We start from the raw sequence: 19339 nt of genomic DNA, 5'->3' as shown, positions 1-19339 counted from the left end.
ATCCCTTGCTACTTGATTCTGCAAAAAAAATTCACCCGCTTGGTAAAACCAAACGGGTGAATTGAACCGTATATTGCAGTCGAGTCGTGATCAATCACGCTCGCTTGTAGCAAAGCTGATTGCTTCAGCGAAACTTATTTCGCAGGCTCTTCAGCTTTTACACCTTTTTGATATAGAGTGTAGATGTAAATTGGAATATCCAAATCTTCTAAGTGTTTGTAGATGAGTGGACGTACATCTTCCCAATCTAAACCGCCTACACCTGTTGCAAGACGCGGTAACGCCAAGCTTTCAATTTTCTCTTCTTCAATCAACTGTTTTAAGTTTTTCAAAGTGCGGTTGACGTATTCTGTCGATGCTTTACCTGGTTTTGAACCGTTGTCATAAGCCGCTTCCTGAGTCATCAGGTTGACGATGCGTTGACCTTCGGCATTGACCCAAGTCCATTGCTCACCCGCTTTAGGATGGTAAATATGACAATAGTTGCGGAAGTCTTTATATAGCGCAGGCCAGTGCTCACGCAGACTTAAAGCCAAACCTGTTGCAAAGTTATCGTTAGGGGCAACACCGTGAGCAATCGCACGTGCTTCGCTCAGTAAAATATCTCCAGAAACTTCATAAATCATGAATTTGACTCCTGTTTTTAATGGTCTTGTTAAACTGATCTTCTATATTCATATTAGCCAATCATTGCAGTTTTTCTAGTGGATTTTATAACTAATAAGTCTTTGAAAAGTAATAAAATTTTTTAGAATTTTATGCTATAATTGTATGGGTAAAGCCGCTGAGTGTTCTTTAAAATAGCCTTCAAAAATAACCGTCAGAAAAATCTGATAAAGTGGCGGCAATAATTTATTTACCCTTCTTTTTATCTTAGCACTATTGAGTGAAAATCGCTTGTAAAATGTACAAAAAAGCGTATGATCGGCTTCCCAATTTAATATGGAACATTGGTGAGAGAATAGTCACGTTATGCAGAAGCAATTGGCTTGAATTTTCCCTCAACATCTCCATCTAAAAGAGTAGCGACACTGCTCATTTCCATGATCAACCGAAAGGAACAGCGTAATGGCAAAGAAAAAACAGCCTGAGCTTATTCAGCATAACTTTGTGGCCAAGCACATGCACGAGGTCAACAAAAGTCAGGTTTTTGTAGACCGTAAGAAAAATGCCAAACGAGGCTATAGCAAACACAAACAAGGGCGATATTCCGATGATTATCGCCCTTGTTGTTTTTGGAGTGAATGGTGTGTTGCTTGAGGCTTAAACTAAGTTTTATGGAGATACGATACGTGTCGCTAGTTTCACCATATCGCCCAAGCCATGGGTTTTAAAATAATATTCCATCAGACTTTTCACCATCAGCGGATTATTCATTTTTAACGCCTGATCTAATAAATGTTGCGAATCGGTCATCGGTACATGACAAATTGCTTTACGCACCCGCAAGATATTACTTGAACTCATCGACAGGGTATTAAAGCCCATTGCCATCAGAATTACCGCAGACAGCGGATCTCCTGCCATTTCGCCACAAACGCTCACAGGCTTGTCATATTTATGACATTCTTTCACCAAGCGGGTTAAGGCGCGCAGTACTGCAGGATGAAAGTGTGAATAGACGTTGGCCACACGCGGATTGTTACGATCCACTGCCAATAAATACTGGGTTAAATCGTTTGATCCTACCGAGAAAAAATCCACCAACGGGGCAAATTCATCAATTTGCAGCAGCACACTCGGTACTTCTACCATAATGCCAATTTTCGGTTTGGTGATTTTAACCTGTTCTTCTTCCTGCACTGCTTGCAAGTCACGATCTAGCAAATACAAGGCTTCTTCAACCTCGCTGACACTGGTGATCATTGGCAGCAAAATATGCAGATTATTCAAACCAATACTGGCTTTGAGCATGGCACGAATTTGCGAAGAAAAAATTTCAGGATGATCTAGCGTGAAGCGAATCCCGCGCCAACCCAAGGCTGAGTTTTCTTCTTCAATCGAAAAGTACGGCAAGTCCTTGTCTGCGCCAATATCTAGCGTACGCATCACCACAGGTTTGTTGGCAAAGTGACTGAGCTGTTGGCGGTAAATAGCACGCTGTTCTTCTTCGCCCGGGAAACGGTCACGTAGCATAAATGGAATTTCAGAACGATATAAACCAACACCTTTAGCACCGCGTTGTACGCCACGCACTACGTCAATCATCAAGCCTGTATTGACATACAATTTTACCGCTACGCCGTCAGGGGTAATGGCATCTTTGGTTTCATATTGCTTGAGGTCTTTGGCAATCTGTTCTTCTTCTTTTTGAATTTCTTTATAGCGTGTCCGCATGCGACGTGGCGGGTTGATAAACACCCGACCTTGGTGCGCATCTACAATCATTTCCACATCGTCTAGGCTGTTGATCGGCAATTCAGTTACGCCAACTACGGTTGGAATACCCAAAGCACGTGCCACAATGACCATGTGAGAATTCATTGCGCCTTCGGTGGTAACAATCGCTGCAATTTTGTCGACAGGTAGTTCTACCAAAGCTGCTGTGGAAATTTCTTCGCCAATTAAAATACTTTCATCGGTCAGTTCACGGTGACTGGCATCGGCTTCTTGTAAAGAGGCGAGAATACGACGCCCTAAATCTTTCAGGTCAGAAACACGTTCGCGTAAATAGTCATCTTCCATTTGCGAAAATAGGGCAATGTGATTGTCAATTACAATACGCACTGCACCTTGTGCCCAGTTACCTTCACGAATCAGTTCTTTAATTTCTGCAGGCAGGGCATTTTCATCCAACATGCGTAGGAACACACTGAATAAAGCGCGTTCTTCTGCCATTAAGGCATCCTGCATTTTGTCATCTAGTGCCTGAATTTCTTGACGCACTGCATCTAGTGCGTTGTCTAGTAATTCTAACTCTTCACTAATGTCTTCAGCTTCACGATCAGGCACAGCCGCCAAATCTGCAGGGGGATACAGAATTACCGCACGACCCAGTGCAATCCCACCTGAACCCGATACGCCCTGAAAGGTTTTGTAGGCAGGCAGGTTGTTGGGTTTGCGGAATACATCAATATTGCCCACGGCATGCGCATGCGCAATGACACCAGAAAGCTGGGCGCAGAGCGTCACTAAAAAGGATTCTGCCGCTTCAGAAAAGTCTTGTTTATCCTTGTTTTGCACCACAAGAACGCCCATCACTTTACGGCGATACATGACAGGCACGCCAAGGAAAGAATTATAAATTTCCTCGCCTGTTTCGGCCAAATACATGAAGCGTTCGTGTTTAGGTGCGTCGTCTAGGTTGACAATTTCTTCACGTTGTCCGACTAAACCGACCAAACCTTCACTGGTATGTAGAGACACATGCCCCACAGCCTCAGGATTTAAACCCTTTGATGCCATGAGCAAATAGCGTTGATTGCGTTCATCGAGCAGGTAAATAGAGCAGACATCCACATGCATGGCTTCTGCGACCTGATTGACCATAATATCGAGTGATTCATGCAAACTGGTGGACGCATTGATTTCTTGTACAATGCGTCTAAGGGTATCCAGTTGCATGTTCGACATACGCGCTACTCCATATTCCAATCAATGATTTGAGGTCAGTTTTACACCACAGATGACCCTATAACAATAAGCTAAAAAATCTACATCTTCATGCAAATTTTAAGGTTTTTTCAGGGGCAATTGATTGCACAATTCCACCATCGCTTTACGGTAGACGTCACGTTTAAAATTGACGACCTGACCAAGCGGATACCAGTAACTGACCCATTGCCATTGATCAAATTCGGGTGGGTCTGACAAATTCAGCCGAATATGATGCGCTGACGCTGTCAGTTGCAATAAAAACCACTTCTGTTTTTGACCAATACATACGGGATCTGAATCCGTGCGTATATACCGATGTGGCAAACGATAACGCAGCCAACCCTTAGTTTGCGCGATAACTTGGACGTGTTCGGGCAGTAAGCCAACTTCTTCTCTCAGCTCACGATAAAGTGCCTGTTCAGGGGTTTCTCCATATTGGATACCTCCTTGCGGAAATTGCCATGCATTGTGACCAATGCGTTTTGCCCATAAAACTTGTCCAAACTCGTTTGCCAAAATGATCCCGACATTGGGTCGGAAACCTTCTGAGTCGATCATTTGGCTACCTAAATATTGTTTAATTTATGACTTTGCACTCGGGGATGATGATTTCTTTTCTCCAACTCGAAAACGCAAAGTGTAAATAATGTTAAAATTGCTATGATCTTAACGAATTTCTATCGACTAGCGGAGATAGATTTACAATTTTTTTCTTAAATTTCAGTTTTTACGAGTATTTTCATGAAATTGGCGCTATTTGATCTCGATCACACCTTGTTAAATACTGATTCAGATCATTCTTGGGGTGAGTTTTTGGTAAGTGAAGGCTTGGTCGATCCTGTTCGCCATCGCGCCATGAACGACAAGTTTTATGAAGACTACAAAGCAGGGCAACTCGACCCAATTGCATATAACGAATTTGTATTTGAGTTTTTAACCCAGCACGACAATCAGTACCTCACAGATTTGCATGAATTATTTATGCAAAAGGTGATTCGTCCACAAATGCGCCCTGAAGGGTTTAAAGCTATTCAGCGTCATCAAGAATTAGGGCATGAATTGGTGGGGATTACAGCAACATCTGACTTTATTACTGCACCTATTTTCCGTGAGTTTGGTATTAGTGAAATTATTGCCACCAATGCCGAAGTGGTCGATGGTAAATATACAGGCAAAGTCATTAATACTGCGTGTTATCAACAAGGCAAGTTGGTGCGTTTGGAGCAGTGGCTTGCAGGGCGCGAAGTCACAGAATCTTGGGCATATTCAGACTCAATTAATGACCGTTTCTTGTTGGAATATGCAGATCACGCCATTGCTGTAAATCCTGATGCACGTTTACAGGCTTTGGCTGAAGAGCAAGGTTGGGATGTGCAGGACTGGTCAATTTAAGTCTGAATTTTTTTGAGGTGTTGCTACTTTGGCTTTTACTAGCTTATTGATTTGTTTTTTGTTTTTATTTATTGCAATGTTGGATTATGTCATTCATTTTTAGAATAGGCATGCTAAGGTAAGACAAGAATTAAAAATGATCAGGAGTGAAAAAATGAGTGGTGTACGCCCAAGAATGACACATTTATTTGAACAACTGGGTTTGGATGCCAGTGAAGCTGCGATTCAGCAATTTATTGAAACGCATCAATTGAATGCAGAAACAACAATTGCCGAGGCAGAATTTTGGACGGAAGCACAGCGTCAGTTTATCGTCGAAAAAATGAAATCGGATGGTTCATGGGCAATTGTGGTAGATCAATTGAATGAATCTTTACATGAAGATTCGGTGAATCGTTAAGACCTCACTTGCACCTAAATTAAGCCAATAAAAAATACCCTCAATACAATCGTGTTTGAGGGTGTTTTCATTCAAAAGAAACCATTAATCTTTGAGTGTTTCATCATCTCAATCAATTCTAAAACAGCGCGTGATTGCGTCCGTCCCGGATGCCATACCATGCCCAATTGACGGTTCATTTCTAAGTCAATATCTAACTGTTGTAAGTCCTGATTGACCAACGTTTTAGGTAAAACAGACCATCCCAAACCAATTGACACCAACATCCGAATAGATTCTAGCGGATTATTGCTCATGGTGACTTTAGGTTTAACACCTTGCTTTTCAAACTCTGCCAAAGTGATTTGACTGGTATAGGTTTGCGCGGCAGGCAACAAACTAGGGTAGGCGAGTAAATCGGTCAATTGCAGGTTTTTCTGATGTGCAAGCGGATGAAAAGATGCGACCACAAACACCAATGGATCATTCCAAATGGTGACATAAGACAGACGTTCATCTAATTTGGGCGGTAAGGTCAGAAAAGCCAGTTCTAAATCGCCTGCCAAAACTTGTTCATGTGCCTGTTCTGAGTCGACAAAATGCACATCTAACGTGACGTTGGGAAATTCCTGTACATATTCACGTAAATGATTGGGTAAATGGTGCAAACCAATATGGTGACTGGTGCCGATTTTCAGTTTGCCTTGAACCTGTCCTTGCTCATGACTGAGAGTGTGGTGAATATCGCCCAGTTCATTCAGCCAGTTTTTGACTTTGGGCAATAGTGAGTGTGCTGCATGCGTGGCTTGCACCCCACGACCTGCCGATTCAAAGAGTTTCACGCCAAAATAGTCTTCTAGGCTGTGAATACGTTTGGTCACCGCAGGTTGGGTAATAAATAACTGATCTGCTGCCAAAGAAATAGAACCTGTTTCCATGACTTTAACAAAGGCTTCAAAGGCTGCAAGATTCATTTGCACCATCCATAAAGATTTTTTATTACTGTGCTTATTATTTAGAAAAAATTAGAATTAATCAAAACAAATTCTACTTATTTTTAAACTATGCATTCGGGATGATCTTGTAGAGATACAGCAGAGATAAAAAAAGATCATCGTGGGCTGCAACCAAGATGATCTCAAACTGAAATGGAATATTCACAATCAGAATCTATAAAACCATTAAGCGATAATTTTAGAATCTTGCGTTTGTGCTTTCTTTTCCCAAATCCGCTCGTGAATGAAATACGCAACAGCTTGTACTGTCGGTTCGACCAAACTTAAGGTAATGGCCATCCAAATATTGCCTGTGACTATATAACCGACCACCATCGCCACGGTGATGTGCATGATGTAGTAGCTTAAAGTTTTTTTGAACATGCGTTGATTGTTGGCGACAAATTTTTGAATATGGCTCATGTGAATACTCCTTCTGCTGCTTTGACCGTTTTCTGTGTGGATAGCTAAAGGATAATTATTCTTATTTAATTTGTAAAAACGAATAATTTTGTAATTTTGATTGGAAAATTAGATTTTAATAGAAAGATTATAAGGTCAAAATTTTAAGCATCTATTTGTTTTTGCTTATAGGCATGTCGTGATGAATCAATAAAAATTATTTTGCTAGAAATTCCTAAAAGTTTTTAAATTAATAAAAATGATAAATTAGATTTATACAAATTCGCGGTTATAATCAAATTAATGAAAAAATTACCCAGTCCAGTGGAGTAGATCTGACATGGCAGGCGAAAACCAACAAGCACAAAATCCAGCTGCAAAAACTTTGTACGACAAATTGTGGGATGATCACTTGGTCACTCAACGTGATGATGGCTCGGCTTTATTGTATATCGACCGTCATTTATTGCATGAAGTGACTTCTCCACAAGCCTTTGAAGGTTTGCAACTTGCAGGACGTAAGCCGTGGCGTTTAAGTGCCAACGTGGCAACGCCTGACCATAACGTACCAACGTCTAAGAAAGAACGTGCAGACGGTATTGCAGGTATTGAAGATGATACCTCACGTATTCAGGTACAAACTTTAGATGACAACTGTAAAACCTTTAACGTGGTGCAGTTTGACATCAACGACATCCGTCAGGGGATTGCGCACGTGGTTGGGCCTGAGCAGGGCTTAACTTTGCCAGGTATGACCGTAGTTTGTGGTGACTCACATACAGCGACTCACGGTGCATTTGGGTGTTTAGCGCATGGTATTGGGACGTCTGAAGTTGAACACGTATTAGCAACCCAATGCTTAGTTCAAAAGAAAATGAAAAACATGCTAGTGCGTGTAGATGGCAAATTAGGTCAAGGCGTTACACCGAAAGATGTCGTTTTAGCGATCATTGGTAAAATTGGTACTGCAGGCGGTACAGGTCACGCGATTGAGTTTGGTGGTCAAGTATTCCGTGATATGTCGATTGAAGGACGTATGACAGTATGTAATATGGCGATTGAAGCAGGCGCGCGCGTAGGTATGGTCGCTGTGGATGACAAAACCATTGAATACGTGAAAGGTCGTAACTATGCACCAAAAGGCGAGCAATGGGATGCAGCAGTTGCTTACTGGAATACTTTACACTCAGATGAAGGCGCGCACTTTGACACCGTAGTGGTATTACAAGGCGAAGAAATTGAGCCGCAAGTGTCTTGGGGAACTTCACCTGAAATGGTCATTCCAGTATCACAAGCCGTACCAACTTTAGAGCAGGCGAAAGATGATGTACAGCGCAATGACTGGACGCGTGCTTATCAATATATGGGCTTAACTGCAGGTCAGTCTTTGGCAGATATTCAATTAGACCGCGTATTTATTGGCTCATGCACCAACTCGCGTATTGAAGATATTCGTGCAGCCGCTGAAGTGATTAAAGGTCGTAAAGTTGCAGCAAGCATTAAACAGGCGATGGTGGTTCCGGGTTCTGGTTTAGTTAAGCAACAAGCGGAACAAGAAGGCTTAGACAAAGTGTTTGTAGAAGCAGGCTTTGAATGGCGTGAACCAGGTTGTTCAATGTGCTTGGCAATGAACGCAGACAAATTGCAACCAGGTGAACACTGTGCATCGACTTCAAACCGTAACTTTGAAGGTCGTCAAGGTAACGGTGGTCGTACCCATTTGGTGAGTCCAGCAATGGCAGCTGCGGCAGCAATCGCAGGTCATTTTGTAGACGTACGTTCATTCTAAGTTATGCCTTCATCCCAGCCTTCTCTCAGAGAGATGGCGTTCCCTCTCGCTATAGCAGAGGGCAAGGGAGAGGTTACGGATTCAGTGAGAATTAAACATGAAAAAATATACCGTTGAACAAGGTATCGTTGCACCATTAGACCGTGCCAATGTCGATACAGACTTAATCATTCCAAAACAGTTTTTGAAATCTATCAAACGTACAGGTTTTGGCGATAACTTATTTGATGAATTGCGTTATTTAGATGAAGGTTATCCGGGTCAGGACAACTCAAAACGTCCGATTAATACTGAGTTTGTATTGAATCAGCCGCGTTATCAGGGTGCTTCAATCTTAATTTCACGTGCCAACTTTGGTTGTGGTTCAAGCCGTGAGCACGCACCTTGGGCATTGAATGAATATGGTTTCCGTACCGTTATTGCACCAAGCTTTGCCGATATTTTCTTCAATAACTGCTTTAAAAACGGCATGTTGCCTGTGATCTTGTCTGAAGAGCAGGTCGAGCAATTATTTAAAGAGTGTGCGGCGACTGAAGGCTATCAATTAACCATCGACTTAGACGCGCAAGAAGTACGCACACCAAGCGGTACGGCATTTAAATTTGAAGTAGATCCATTCCGTAAGCACTGTTTATTGAATGGTTTGGATGATATTGGCTTAACATTACAAGCAGCTGATGACATTCGTGCTTATGAAGAGAAAACTAAGCAGTCGCGTCCATGGGTTTTTGCCGAAATTCAGGCATAAATTCGCTGAAATTTGTCATAGCATCGCTGCCTAACTCTTGCTAACATCGGCACATAATAATTTTTATATTTTGTATCTAACAGGTGAGGTTGGGCGCGAACAATGAGTAAGATTTTCGGTCAGCTTGCTGTAATTGGATTTTGTGTGACTGCGTTAAGTGCATGCCAAACGTGGGATACAGCACGGCTTAAACAGGTAAAAGAAACTGCGCAAACTAAATCCAATGCATTAATTTACTGTACAGGTACGGATGATTGTGAATTTGAACGGTTAAATAAAGTCACCATTGTAGATGCAGAAAATCATCGTGTGACACGTACTGCCATCAAACAAGGTTTGGTGCGTTTACAGGAATCTTCCTTAAATAAATCGAACGCCTTGTATTTGTCTGTACCTCCTGCACAGCATGAGTTGGTAATACGTTTTTATCCGATTTCTAAAGATCGTGCAGAAAAATTGCATGTCATTCATAAGTTTAATGCCAAGCAAAAATACACCTTTAGAATGTATCGAGACCGCATTCGTACTAAAGGCAGCTTATTAAATGTATCTGCACCCGATCCACTTTGCGTGGAACTGATGCAAAACAACAAACCCATTCGTCGTTTTTGCAAACCCTACAATGTCCTGAATGGCTTGGGCGAGTTTGTGGAACAAAAAATTTAGTCTCTACAGTCGTTGACTGTTATTAACAATGGAAATTTTCATGTCAAAACATATTTTGATTTTAGCTGGTGACGGCATTGGTCCAGAAATTGTGAAAGCTGCTGAACAAGTGCTGACACGTGTCAATGAAAAATTCAATTTGGGTTTGACTTGGGAACAAGGTTTATTGGGTGGTTCTGCAATTGATGCACATGGCGAACCGTACCCTGCAGTAACATCTGAACAGGCTAAAAAAGCCGATGCAATTTTATTAGGCGCTGTTGGCGGTCCAAAATGGGATAATATTGAGCGTTCAATTCGTCCAGAGCGTGGCTTATTAAAACTACGCAGTGAATTGAACTTGTTTGCTAACTTACGTCCAGCGATTTTGTACCCACAATTGGCAGATGCTTCTAGCTTGAAACCTGAGATTGTGGCTGGTTTGGATATTCTGATTGTACGTGAATTAACAGGTGGTATTTACTTCGGTCAGCCACGTGGTATTCGTGAATTAGAAAACGGTGAAAAACAAGGTTTTAACACCGACGTATATGCTGAGTCAGAAATCAAACGCATTGCAAAAGTAGCGTTTGAAATGGCGAAATTGCGTGGTGGTAAAGTATGTTCGGTAGATAAAGCCAACGTACTGGAAGTGACTGAATTGTGGAAGCAAACTGTGACTCAGTTACATGCAGAACAGTACCCAGAAATCAACTTGTCGCACATGTATGTAGATAATGCAGCGATGCAATTGGTACGTGCACCAAAACAGTTTGACGTGATTGTAACCTCTAACTTGTTCGGTGATATTTTGTCTGATGAAGCGGCAATGTTGACGGGTTCTATTGGTATGTTGCCATCTGCTTCTTTAGATGAAAATGGTAAAGGTATGTATGAGCCATGTCATGGTTCAGCGCCAGACATCGCAGGTCAAAACTTAGCGAATCCATTGGCGACTATTCTTTCTGTAGCAATGATGTTGCGTTATACCTTCCGTGAAGAAGCTGCAGCAAAAGCCATTGAAGATGCAGTAGGCAATGTATTGGATCAAGGTTTACGTACTGCCGATATTATGTCTGAAGGCATGAATAAAGTTGGTACGGTTGAAATGGGTCAAGCAGTCGTTATGGCACTCAACTAAAAATTTAAGCGATTTAACCTATCGCTTACAGCTCAAAATCAAATCATTAAACGCAGTCTTCGGGCTGCGTTTTTTATTGGTTTTGTACTTTCAGATTATTTTAGCTAGGAGAGTTAACAGCGTTGTCCTGAAACATACACTGCGGTAGCAATACCCTGCTGTAGGTGAAAATATAAATCACAAGTCAGTGCAACATCGTAACTTTCATGACTCGGGATACCTATATTTAACGGAACAGCACCAATACCTGTAGTGGGATGCTGCGCCATAGGGATCGGAACACGTACGGGACGAATGATACGGTAATGCAGCAATTGAGGGGTAGCTTGAGCTGCACCAAATTGTTGATAGCCAATTTGGCTTAATTGCAGATGGGTCAGGATATATTGGCTAGATTGACCAATAAATTGCTGTAAATATGCATCGCGGTTTAAAGTGGAATGCGGTGGATTGCTACTACACGCCACAAAACTGAGCGCAAAAAGACCTGTTATACAAGCAACGCAAGATCGAAAAAACATAAACTTTTCTCCATTGCTCAAAATTTTATTGTAGCGAGCAATGCTGGAAGAAATGTTGTGATTCGATAGGCGGTAACTAGAAAAGGTTGCGAATGAAAGGATTTTAAAAAAGAACGTAAAAAAGCCACTCCGAAAGTGGCTTTGGCTTACTCTAAAACTTAGCGTGCGCGGTAAGTGATGCGACCCTTGGTTAAGTCGTAAGGTGTCATTTCAACCTTCACACTGTCGCCTGTTAAAATACGAATATAGTGTTTACGCATTTTACCAGAAATGTGAGCAATCACTTCATGACCGTTTTCTAAACGTACACGAAACATAGTATTAGGAAGCGTTTCGGTGACAACGCCTTCGAACTCGATGAGTTCCTCTTTATTGGCCATAGCCTACCTGAGTATCAAATTGGAAAGGCGCAAATTATAGGCAATTTTTCTGAAAAAAACAAGATGCTTTACCCTATACACCGCGCATCTGTTAGTAAAATAAGCGAATCATCGGTTTATACTTTTTCTGTAAAAATGGGCTTGGGTAGGTTGTCAGTTCGGTCAATCGCAGTTAATCTAATTTCAATCTTTTTAAGTATAAATGAAGTACATACAAGGAAGGTTTTTGCGTGGGTCAGCTAACTGATGCATCGGTTGTATTGCGTTTAGGCTACCAAGCGATTCGTCGTGCGGGGTTGCCAACCGAAGATATTTTAACAAAAGCAGGTGTGGCCTTAAATCAGGTCGAAGCCAATGAACGTACGCCTTTAAATGCACAATATGCGTTTTGGGTTGCGGCTGAGGAAGTCAGTAAAGACCCTGATATTGGTTTACATCTGGGGGAACATTTGCCACTTTATCGCGGGCAGGTGATTGAACATTTGTTTATTTCTTCAGAAAACTTTGGTGAAGGCCTAAAACGTGCTTTGGCTTATCAACGCCTGATTAGTGATGCTTTTGATGCCAAATTGGTGGTTGAGGATGACCGTTGTTATTTGACCAACGGGGTGCAGCCGTGGTCTGAAAATATTGTCAATCGCCACTTTTCTGAATGTGCCATGTCGGGTGTACTGCGCTTTTTTAAATTCATTACTGAAGGCAGATTTCAACCCATTTATATCGACTTCAATTTTAGTGAAGGGGCAATGGATGATGAATACTTTCGGGTGTTTGAATGTCCAGTAAGCTTGGGGCAAAAAGAAACTCGTTTGTACTTTGATCCAAGTATTTTAGAGTATCCGCTTTGGCAGGCTGAACCTGAGCTGCTGCAGTTACATGAGCAACTGGCATTGGAAAAGCTGCAGGAATTGGCACGTTATGATTTGGTGGGTGAGGTACGACGTGCCATTGGTTCTACCTTGGAAAGTGGTGAAACTACACTGGAAACAGTAGCGGCACAATTGAATATCACACCACGTCGTTTGCGTACCCAATTGAGTGAAGCCAATACCAGTTTTCAGCAAATTCTGTCCGATTATCGATGTCGTTTGGCTAAACGATTATTATCGAATACCAATGAAAGCGTGGAGCGGATTGTGTACTTAACGGGTTTTTCAGAGCCAAGTACTTTTTATCGTGCTTTTAAACGCTGGACCAATGAAACTCCAGTGGAATATAGAAAACGTAAACAGCGTTAAGTTTGAAAATTTAAAACCTTTCCTAAACAGAATCCTCCCTAAATCCCCCTTTTTCAAAGGGGGGGACTTTCGTTTTTAACGCCTCGAAATGGAGCTCCTCTCTTTGGAAAAGGGAGGTCGGGAGGGATTAAATTATTCCGGCATGTTTAACCAATGTGGCCCTAAAGGAACTTTCGGTAAATCATACTGTTCAGGATAATGTGCCTGAATAAAATACAAGCCATCTGGCGGGGCAGTAATTCCTGCTGCTTTACGGTCTTGAGCTGCAAAAATTTGGTCAATATGTGCAATGTCATACAAACCTTGCCCGATCTCCAATAGACAACCCATGATATTGCGAACCATGTGATGCAAAAAACCATCGGCTTGAATATCTAACACTAAATAATTGCCGTGACGAATTAAGCGGCAATGGCTGACATGACGGACAGGCTGATTGGACTGACACGCTGCGGCACGAAAGCTTTCAAAATTATGTGTCCCTTCAAATTTCTGCGCAGCCGCAATCATTTTATCGACATCTAAGGGATAATAAGCGTGAGTGACTTGTTTGTGCAGCAAGGCAGGGCGTTGTGGATTGTTATACACGACATAGCGATAACGCCGTGCCTGAGCCTTAAAACGAGCATGGAAGTCCATATCCATCGTTTTAATCCATTGAATTGCAATGTCTTTGGGTAGTTGGCTGTTGGCACCCATCAACCAACCGCGTTCAGGGCGAATGGCATGCGTATCAAAATGTGCCACCATATTGGTTGCATGCACGCCTGCATCGGTACGTCCTGCACCATGTAAAATAATGGGTTCATCGGCAATTTTGCTCAGAACTTTTTCAATGGTTTCCTGCACACTAGGTACGCCTGCTTGCTGGGTTTGCCAACCCCGATACCGAATGCCACAAAACTCAATTCCGATTGCAAAACGCTGCATAATCACCTCAAATCACACTGAAGACTGCCAATGCGCATACCACTGTGCAAGGCTGTCGTATTGTAAATACATTTTTAAGGCTTTGGCATAAAGATCTGCGTGACTTTGGCAATCACTGATTAAAATTTTACTGTCCTGTAACCACTGGCTGATCGCATAGCGTTGTTGCATGCCACCAAAAGTGACTTGGGTGGTGAGAATCACGGCACATTGTTGAGCTTGCAAGGCCTGAATTAACTCAATCACTTCGGCATTGACGGCCATATTGCCTGTACCATAACTCTGTAAAATGAGGCAGTGTGGTGGCTGTTGCTGTAAGGCTTTTAAATTATCGACCAAAGCGGAAATGGCAATTGGCTGTAACATCCAATTCAGGCAGTTAAAGTGCTGGGCTTTTTCAATATGTTGAGTGCTAATGTTGAATGCTGGCTTATTCTGCGATTTGTTCTCCGTGTAAACCAAAGCAGACTGACCTGTAAATGCATTTAACTCGGTGGTGTGTTGTTTCAGTGCCGTTGCGGCATGAATCAGTTGCTGATGGAAGGCCAGATATACTCCCTGAGTCACTTGATGAATCTGTTGTAAAGCAAAATTTAGGTTGTCCAAGGCATCACTAAATTCACGGGTATCTGTGCCTTGTGCATTGAGTAAGGGATATTGGCTACCCGTGAGAATGACATGGGTACTTTGCGCTAAAAAACGTGCCAAGACTGCGCTGGCATAGCTGAGGGTGTCGGTGCCATGTAAAATAACGAAATGTTGAAAATCATCGTGTTGTAATTTTTGAATATATTGAATGAGCTGTAACCAGTCTGCTGCTGTGCAGGCACTACTGTCTTTAATGACAGGGGCAACAAAACATTCAATCTCTAAATTTAGGGGCAAGACCTGTGCCAAGCGTGGCAGGAATTGCTCGGCAGGCATTGGGCTTAGTGGTTCACCGACACAGCCAAAAGTGCCGCCCATATAGATTAACGCAATTTTTTTCATCATAAAAAAAGCAGTCAAGAATGACTGCTTTATCTTAATCTGATTTGAATTAAGAAGCGATTTGATTCAGTAACTGATCGGCACGTTGGCGTTGTTCAGCAGAGTAATTTGCATCTTGTTCGCCAAGTAAAGCTTTCGCAGCATCATAAGCGCCCAACTCTACATATTGGCTCGCTAAGTCTAAGTTCAACTGAATTTCATCCACTTGATATAAGTCTGGGAATGATTTCACCAATGGATCATTCAGATCAACATCTGTACTGACAACGGTTGCAGCAGGTTCATGTGCAATACTTGGTGCAGCAATGATTTCTGGTTCAGTTGTAGGTTGAAGATTGGTTTCCGCAGCAGGCGTACTGTCAAATGTGAAATTAAAATCAGGCGTTGCAGGTTCAGCTTTTGCTTCAACTGCAGGTGCACTTTCTGGTGTAGAAAAATTGAAGTCTAGACTTGGGGCTTCGACTGCAGCAGCTTCACTTATTGTTGATTCTGGGGCTGCTGTTTCTGGTGCTACTGTGGTTTCAGCTGGGCTTGGTGTTAAATCAAACGTGAAGTCGAGCGGTTTAACTTTCTCTGCAGGGCTTGCACTTGGTTCAGCTGTAATCGCAGGCGCTTCAGTTTTTACTTCTCTTGGTGCAGAATCGAGTGAGAAATTAAAATCCAGTGCCGCAGGTTCTGCTTTGACTTCAGGTTCGGCAGCAGGGCTGAAATTTAAGGATGAGGTGTCAAATTTCAAAGCTGCTTCAGGTTCTGCAGTTTTATTTGAAGTCAGTTCGTGCTGTAACTGGTCAAAAGAAGCCGTTTGATTTGGCGTACTCACAGGTGCAGTAAAATCTAAGCTGCTTGGAGCTGCAGTCGGCGCTTCATTTGCTGATTTTTCAGCAATATCTTCATGTGCATGACTGGCTTTTTTTGCTTCAGCTTGTGACAGAATATCGTCAAGCTCTAAAGAGCGTAAATGATTCAGCAATTGATCAATTGCAAATTCATCTTTTTGTTGTAAATGAATATCAAGCAATAACAAATACAAACCATGCAATGAGTTATCATGTTTTAATGCTTGGTTAATTTGCGCTTCTGCAGCAAAGAAATTACGCTCTTTGATCAGGTTTTCAATGTTAGTTTGGATTTTTACAGGGACAGGGGTAGAGTGTTGTGGAGTTGGAACAACCTCTTCAACCACCACCGATTTCTGGGCAACTTTTTTGGTAGTTGTGGTTTTCTTGGCACTGGTTTTGGCTGGCGCTGCTGTTTTCTTGTTGCTTGGTTCGGCTTCTTTACTTGCTTCACGCTTTTTCAAGAAAATTGCGATCACCAGTAATAAAATAAACGGAATCACATAAATCAGCATGTTTATACCCCTTGAGGATGTGGTCCCTGTTTGACCTTATCCCAAAAAAATCATTGTGTGTAACATTTAGTGTTTTGGCTTATTTGCGGCTTGTTGTTTTTGCAATTGTTGTTGCAGTTCGGCAAGGCGCGCGTTGAGTAATTGAATTCTGTGATCCTTCTGACGTAATGCCAATTCTAATTCTGTTACGTTTCTCTGTAATTTAACGGTTTTCTCGCGGGATGTCATAACTTTTAATGACAAGTCACCCGAAGTTTGTGTGGATTGTGTGTTCTTCTTGGCAGAACCGTGGGTGGAGTCCTGTTGATTCTCTGCCACGAGGCTCATTTCTGCTTGATTTAAACGATATTTGGCTTTGCCTGATTGTGGTGTACTGGCCGTTTCTGGTTTTGGAATTGCGGCTTTTTTCTCTGTTTTAGAGTTAGCTTGTGCATGTAAATTTAAGGTCGCACCACGACGCAAACGATTGGCATCGCCTTGAATAAAAGCATGCTCATTATTGGCTTTAATTTGCTGCATCACTTCAGCAACAGGGCGGTTATTTTCACCCGCAATGCGTGAGGCAATTGCCCATAATGATTCATTCGATTGCACCACGTGTTGGGTATTGACTGCAGGCATGGCTGTGGCAGGGCTTGGTTTAGCCTGTGCAGCCGCTGTTTGTGCAGGCTTTTTCACGGCAGCAGCAGGCTGAGTTTGTGCCAGTTGCTTCGTGCGTTGCTGTTCAGCAAATTTTTGTACCAATGGATCAGCCGATTGTTGTGCAGTGACTGACGTAGTCGCTGTAGATGCTGTCGGTGTTGGGTTGTTATTTGTTTTTGCTGGCGCTGCTTTTGGAGCAGCAACAGTCGTATTTTCACTCGCTGCGCTACGGCTTGGCGCAGTTTGAATCACTGTTACTGCTTGATGGTTTAACGCAGGCGGTGTATTGCGTTTAATGGTTAGCGGTGCTTCAAAAGCCTGTTGTTCAATTGCTTTGGGTGTTTCAACCTGATAGGCCGTACTTACAGGTAAATTTAAAGCAATATCTTGCTCATTGACAATCATAACAGGCATTAAAGCTTGTTCATTGCTACGTTGCATAGCGGCCAATGGCGCAGGTGCACTGCGTTTTAATGGGGTGCGAATATGTTGCAGGCGGGTTGCATTGCCTTCTTTAATTTTGACCACAATATTCAACTCAGACTCGGTTAACGGTCGAGATGAGGTAATGGTGATAACCCCTGTACCATTGCTGTTACGACGTGTAAAAAAGTTAAGATGACCAGGCGGACGGTGACTCGCACCAATCGACATCAGATCTTCGGCCGTAGCTAAACTAACATCAATCGCTTCATTCACATTCGATTGACGAAAGTTGATTTCGGCATAGAGCAATTCCCCAGTTGTTGACTGAATTTGAATCGGGTCAACATTCATTGCATACATTTGCTGTGAAGCCAAAATAGATAAAATGGCGATCTTTAATTTGTTATATACAGTCATCTTAATTGTTAGCTCGGTCATTTATCGCAAGGCGAAAAGGATAGAGTAGCGAGTTGTAGGTCGATTGTAAAATATTAACACGTTGATTACATAAAAAAGCCAGTCAAATTTGACTGGCTTGTTGAGATTGATCACAGAATCAAAAATGATTCAGTGCTCAAGACGAAGCTTAAGCATTTTTGTAATCAATTAAGATGCGTAACATACGACGTAATGGCTCTGCTGCGCCCCAAAGTAATTGGTCACCTACAGTGAATGCACCAAGGTATTCTTTACCCATGTTCATTTTGCGTAAACGACCAACAGGTACTGTTAAAGTCCCTGTAACTGCAACTGGGGTAAGATCGGTCATTGATGCTTCGCGTGTATTTGGTACCACTTTTGCCCATTGGCTTGATTGACGAATCATATCTTCAATTTCGTTCAGTGGAACGTCTTTTTTCAGCTTCAATGTGATTGCCTGAGAGTGACAACGCATTGCGCCAATACGCACACAGTGACCATCAATTGGAACGATCTGCTGATTGCCTAAAATCTTGTTGGTTTCAACCTGACCTTTCCATTCTTCTTTTGACTGACCGCTTTCAAGCTGTTTGTCGATATATGGAATGAGAGAACCCGCTAAAGGCACACCAAAGTTTGCCGATGGGAAACCTTCGCCACGTTGTAATTCGGCAATTTTAGAGTCGATGTCTAAAATTGGTGAACGTGGGTCATCCAACAAGTCTTTGGTGTTGTTATACAAGTAGCCCATGCCTGTGATCAGCTCACGCATGTTTTGCGCACCTGCACCAGAAGCTGCTTGATAGGTCATTGAAGTTGCCCATTCCACCAAATTGTTTTGGAATAATGAACCCAAGCCCATCAACATGAGTGAAACAGTACAGTTACCGCCCACAAATGTTTTAGTGCCATTCACCAAGCCATCTTTAATGACATTCATGTTGACTGGATCAAGTACGATAATCGCTTCATCATCCATACGCAGGGTAGATGCAGCATCAATCCAGTAACCATTCCAACCTTCAGCTTTAAGCTTCGGGAAAACGGCAGAAGTGTAATCACCACCTTGACAGGTAATAATGACATCCATTTGCTTCAGACTTTCAATATCTGTTGCATCCATAAGTGCTGGAGCAGTCTTACCACCAAATGCTGGTGCTTCACCACCAGCATTACTGGTAGAGAAATAGAATGGTTCAAAATGAGCAAAATCATTTTCTTCAACCATACGTTGCATAAGGACGGAACCCACCATCCCGCGCCAACCGACCAGACCTACTTTCATGCCACTTTGCCTCGGTGCGTTAAAAAACAATAAAGGAATATAAGTCTATCAAAAGGGGGCGCAACTGC

Annotated in this window: 20 protein-coding genes; 8 read left to right on the top strand and 12 right to left on the bottom strand. The window is 42.4% G+C overall.

Going from position 1 to position 19339, the window contains the following annotated elements:
* Positions 1 to 134: 134 nt before the first annotated feature.
* Positions 135 to 626 (bottom strand): macro domain-containing protein, encoded by a 492-nt coding sequence (locus FTU66_RS03130; RefSeq protein ID WP_004976080.1) that lies wholly within the window; start codon positions 624 to 626, stop codon positions 135 to 137.
* 442 nt (positions 627 to 1068) lie between these two features.
* Here FTU66_RS03130 and FTU66_RS03125 point away from each other — a divergent pair, with 442 nt between their 5' ends.
* Complete coding sequence (locus FTU66_RS03125) at positions 1069 to 1260, top strand: hypothetical protein (protein ID WP_004976081.1); 192 nt, start codon at positions 1069 to 1071, stop codon at positions 1258 to 1260.
* A 15-nt stretch (positions 1261 to 1275) separates the two neighbouring features.
* Here the strand turns inward: FTU66_RS03125 and ptsP are convergent, their stop codons facing one another.
* Entirely contained in the window at positions 1276 to 3573 is a 2298-nt protein-coding gene (ptsP, locus tag FTU66_RS03120) for a phosphoenolpyruvate--protein phosphotransferase (protein ID WP_180112283.1), read from the bottom strand.
* A gap of 99 nt (positions 3574 to 3672) precedes the next feature.
* Positions 3673 to 4155 carry an RNA pyrophosphohydrolase gene (locus FTU66_RS03115; protein WP_004976084.1) on the bottom strand — a complete coding sequence of 161 codons (483 nt, stop codon included), beginning with the start codon at positions 4153 to 4155 and terminating at the stop codon, positions 3673 to 3675.
* Positions 4156 to 4338: 183 nt separating this feature from the next.
* On the opposite strand from FTU66_RS03115, the gene FTU66_RS03110 reads away from it, so the two are divergent.
* The gene (locus tag FTU66_RS03110; protein WP_070155338.1) at positions 4339 to 4989 is read left to right on the top strand and encodes an HAD family phosphatase; all 651 of its coding nucleotides are present in this window, start codon (positions 4339 to 4341) and stop codon (positions 4987 to 4989) included.
* A 154-nt stretch (positions 4990 to 5143) separates the two neighbouring features.
* Complete coding sequence (locus tag FTU66_RS03105; protein WP_136144729.1) at positions 5144 to 5389, top strand: DUF2789 family protein; 246 nt, start codon at positions 5144 to 5146, stop codon at positions 5387 to 5389.
* Positions 5390 to 5460: 71 nt separating this feature from the next.
* Here the strand turns inward: FTU66_RS03105 and FTU66_RS03100 are convergent, their stop codons facing one another.
* Complete coding sequence (locus tag FTU66_RS03100; protein WP_180051873.1) at positions 5461 to 6342, bottom strand: LysR family transcriptional regulator; 882 nt, start codon at positions 6340 to 6342, stop codon at positions 5461 to 5463.
* Between the two features lie 207 nt (positions 6343 to 6549).
* The gene (locus FTU66_RS03095) at positions 6550 to 6786 is read right to left on the bottom strand and encodes a DUF2061 domain-containing protein (protein ID WP_004976091.1); all 237 of its coding nucleotides are present in this window, start codon (positions 6784 to 6786) and stop codon (positions 6550 to 6552) included.
* Between the two features lie 319 nt (positions 6787 to 7105).
* Between FTU66_RS03095 and leuC the strand changes: the two genes are divergently transcribed.
* The 4 genes from leuC to leuB all read left to right on the top strand — a co-directional run bounded on the left by leuC (position 7106) and on the right by leuB (position 11088).
* The gene (gene leuC / locus FTU66_RS03090; RefSeq protein WP_004976092.1) at positions 7106 to 8554 is read left to right on the top strand and encodes a 3-isopropylmalate dehydratase large subunit; all 1449 of its coding nucleotides are present in this window, start codon (positions 7106 to 7108) and stop codon (positions 8552 to 8554) included.
* Positions 8555 to 8651: 97 nt separating this feature from the next.
* Complete coding sequence (leuD, locus tag FTU66_RS03085) at positions 8652 to 9302, top strand: 3-isopropylmalate dehydratase small subunit (RefSeq protein ID WP_004976094.1); 651 nt, start codon at positions 8652 to 8654, stop codon at positions 9300 to 9302.
* A 102-nt stretch (positions 9303 to 9404) separates the two neighbouring features.
* Positions 9405 to 9968, top strand: a complete 564-nt coding sequence (locus FTU66_RS03080; protein WP_168417507.1) for a hypothetical protein — start codon at positions 9405 to 9407, stop codon at positions 9966 to 9968.
* Positions 9969 to 10008: 40 nt separating this feature from the next.
* Positions 10009 to 11088, top strand: coding sequence for a 3-isopropylmalate dehydrogenase (gene leuB, locus FTU66_RS03075; RefSeq protein WP_180112282.1), 1080 nt, complete (start codon positions 10009 to 10011; stop codon positions 11086 to 11088).
* 113 nt (positions 11089 to 11201) lie between these two features.
* Here the strand turns inward: leuB and FTU66_RS03070 are convergent, their stop codons facing one another.
* Together FTU66_RS03070 and infA are read right to left on the bottom strand one after the other, a co-directional pair.
* Positions 11202 to 11609 (bottom strand): hypothetical protein, encoded by a 408-nt coding sequence (locus FTU66_RS03070; RefSeq protein ID WP_180112281.1) that lies wholly within the window; start codon positions 11607 to 11609, stop codon positions 11202 to 11204.
* 158 nt (positions 11610 to 11767) lie between these two features.
* Positions 11768 to 11989 carry a translation initiation factor IF-1 gene (gene infA, locus FTU66_RS03065; protein ID WP_001284370.1) on the bottom strand — a complete coding sequence of 74 codons (222 nt, stop codon included), beginning with the start codon at positions 11987 to 11989 and terminating at the stop codon, positions 11768 to 11770.
* Positions 11990 to 12219: 230 nt separating this feature from the next.
* Here infA and FTU66_RS03060 point away from each other — a divergent pair, with 230 nt between their 5' ends.
* Positions 12220 to 13227 (top strand): AraC family transcriptional regulator, encoded by a 1008-nt coding sequence (locus tag FTU66_RS03060; protein WP_180112280.1) that lies wholly within the window; start codon positions 12220 to 12222, stop codon positions 13225 to 13227.
* A gap of 132 nt (positions 13228 to 13359) precedes the next feature.
* On the opposite strand, the gene truA is transcribed toward FTU66_RS03060, so the two are convergent.
* The 5 genes from truA to asd all read right to left on the bottom strand — a co-directional run bounded on the left by truA (position 13360) and on the right by asd (position 19271).
* Positions 13360 to 14157: a tRNA pseudouridine(38-40) synthase TruA gene (gene truA / locus FTU66_RS03055; protein WP_154321070.1), complete on the bottom strand. Its 798-nt coding sequence runs from the start codon at positions 14155 to 14157 to the stop codon at positions 13360 to 13362.
* Between the two features lie 12 nt (positions 14158 to 14169).
* Positions 14170 to 15150, bottom strand: a complete 981-nt coding sequence (locus FTU66_RS03050; RefSeq protein WP_180112362.1) for an asparaginase — start codon at positions 15148 to 15150, stop codon at positions 14170 to 14172.
* Between the two features lie 46 nt (positions 15151 to 15196).
* Entirely contained in the window at positions 15197 to 16498 is a 1302-nt protein-coding gene (locus FTU66_RS03045; protein ID WP_180112279.1) for a fimbrial protein FimV, read from the bottom strand.
* 66 nt (positions 16499 to 16564) lie between these two features.
* The gene (locus FTU66_RS03040) at positions 16565 to 17983 is read right to left on the bottom strand and encodes a FimV family protein (RefSeq protein ID WP_228153767.1); all 1419 of its coding nucleotides are present in this window, start codon (positions 17981 to 17983) and stop codon (positions 16565 to 16567) included.
* A gap of 169 nt (positions 17984 to 18152) precedes the next feature.
* A complete protein-coding gene (asd, locus tag FTU66_RS03035; RefSeq protein WP_004976115.1) occupies positions 18153 to 19271 on the bottom strand; it encodes an aspartate-semialdehyde dehydrogenase in 1119 nt (372 codons plus the stop codon).
* Between the last annotated feature and the right edge of the window lie 68 nt (positions 19272 to 19339).

The organism is Acinetobacter sp. YH12131, from assembly GCF_013418635.1.
GTDB classification, from domain to species: domain Bacteria; phylum Pseudomonadota; class Gammaproteobacteria; order Pseudomonadales; family Moraxellaceae; genus Acinetobacter; species Acinetobacter towneri.
This window is presented reverse-complemented; position numbering and strand designations above follow the sequence as displayed.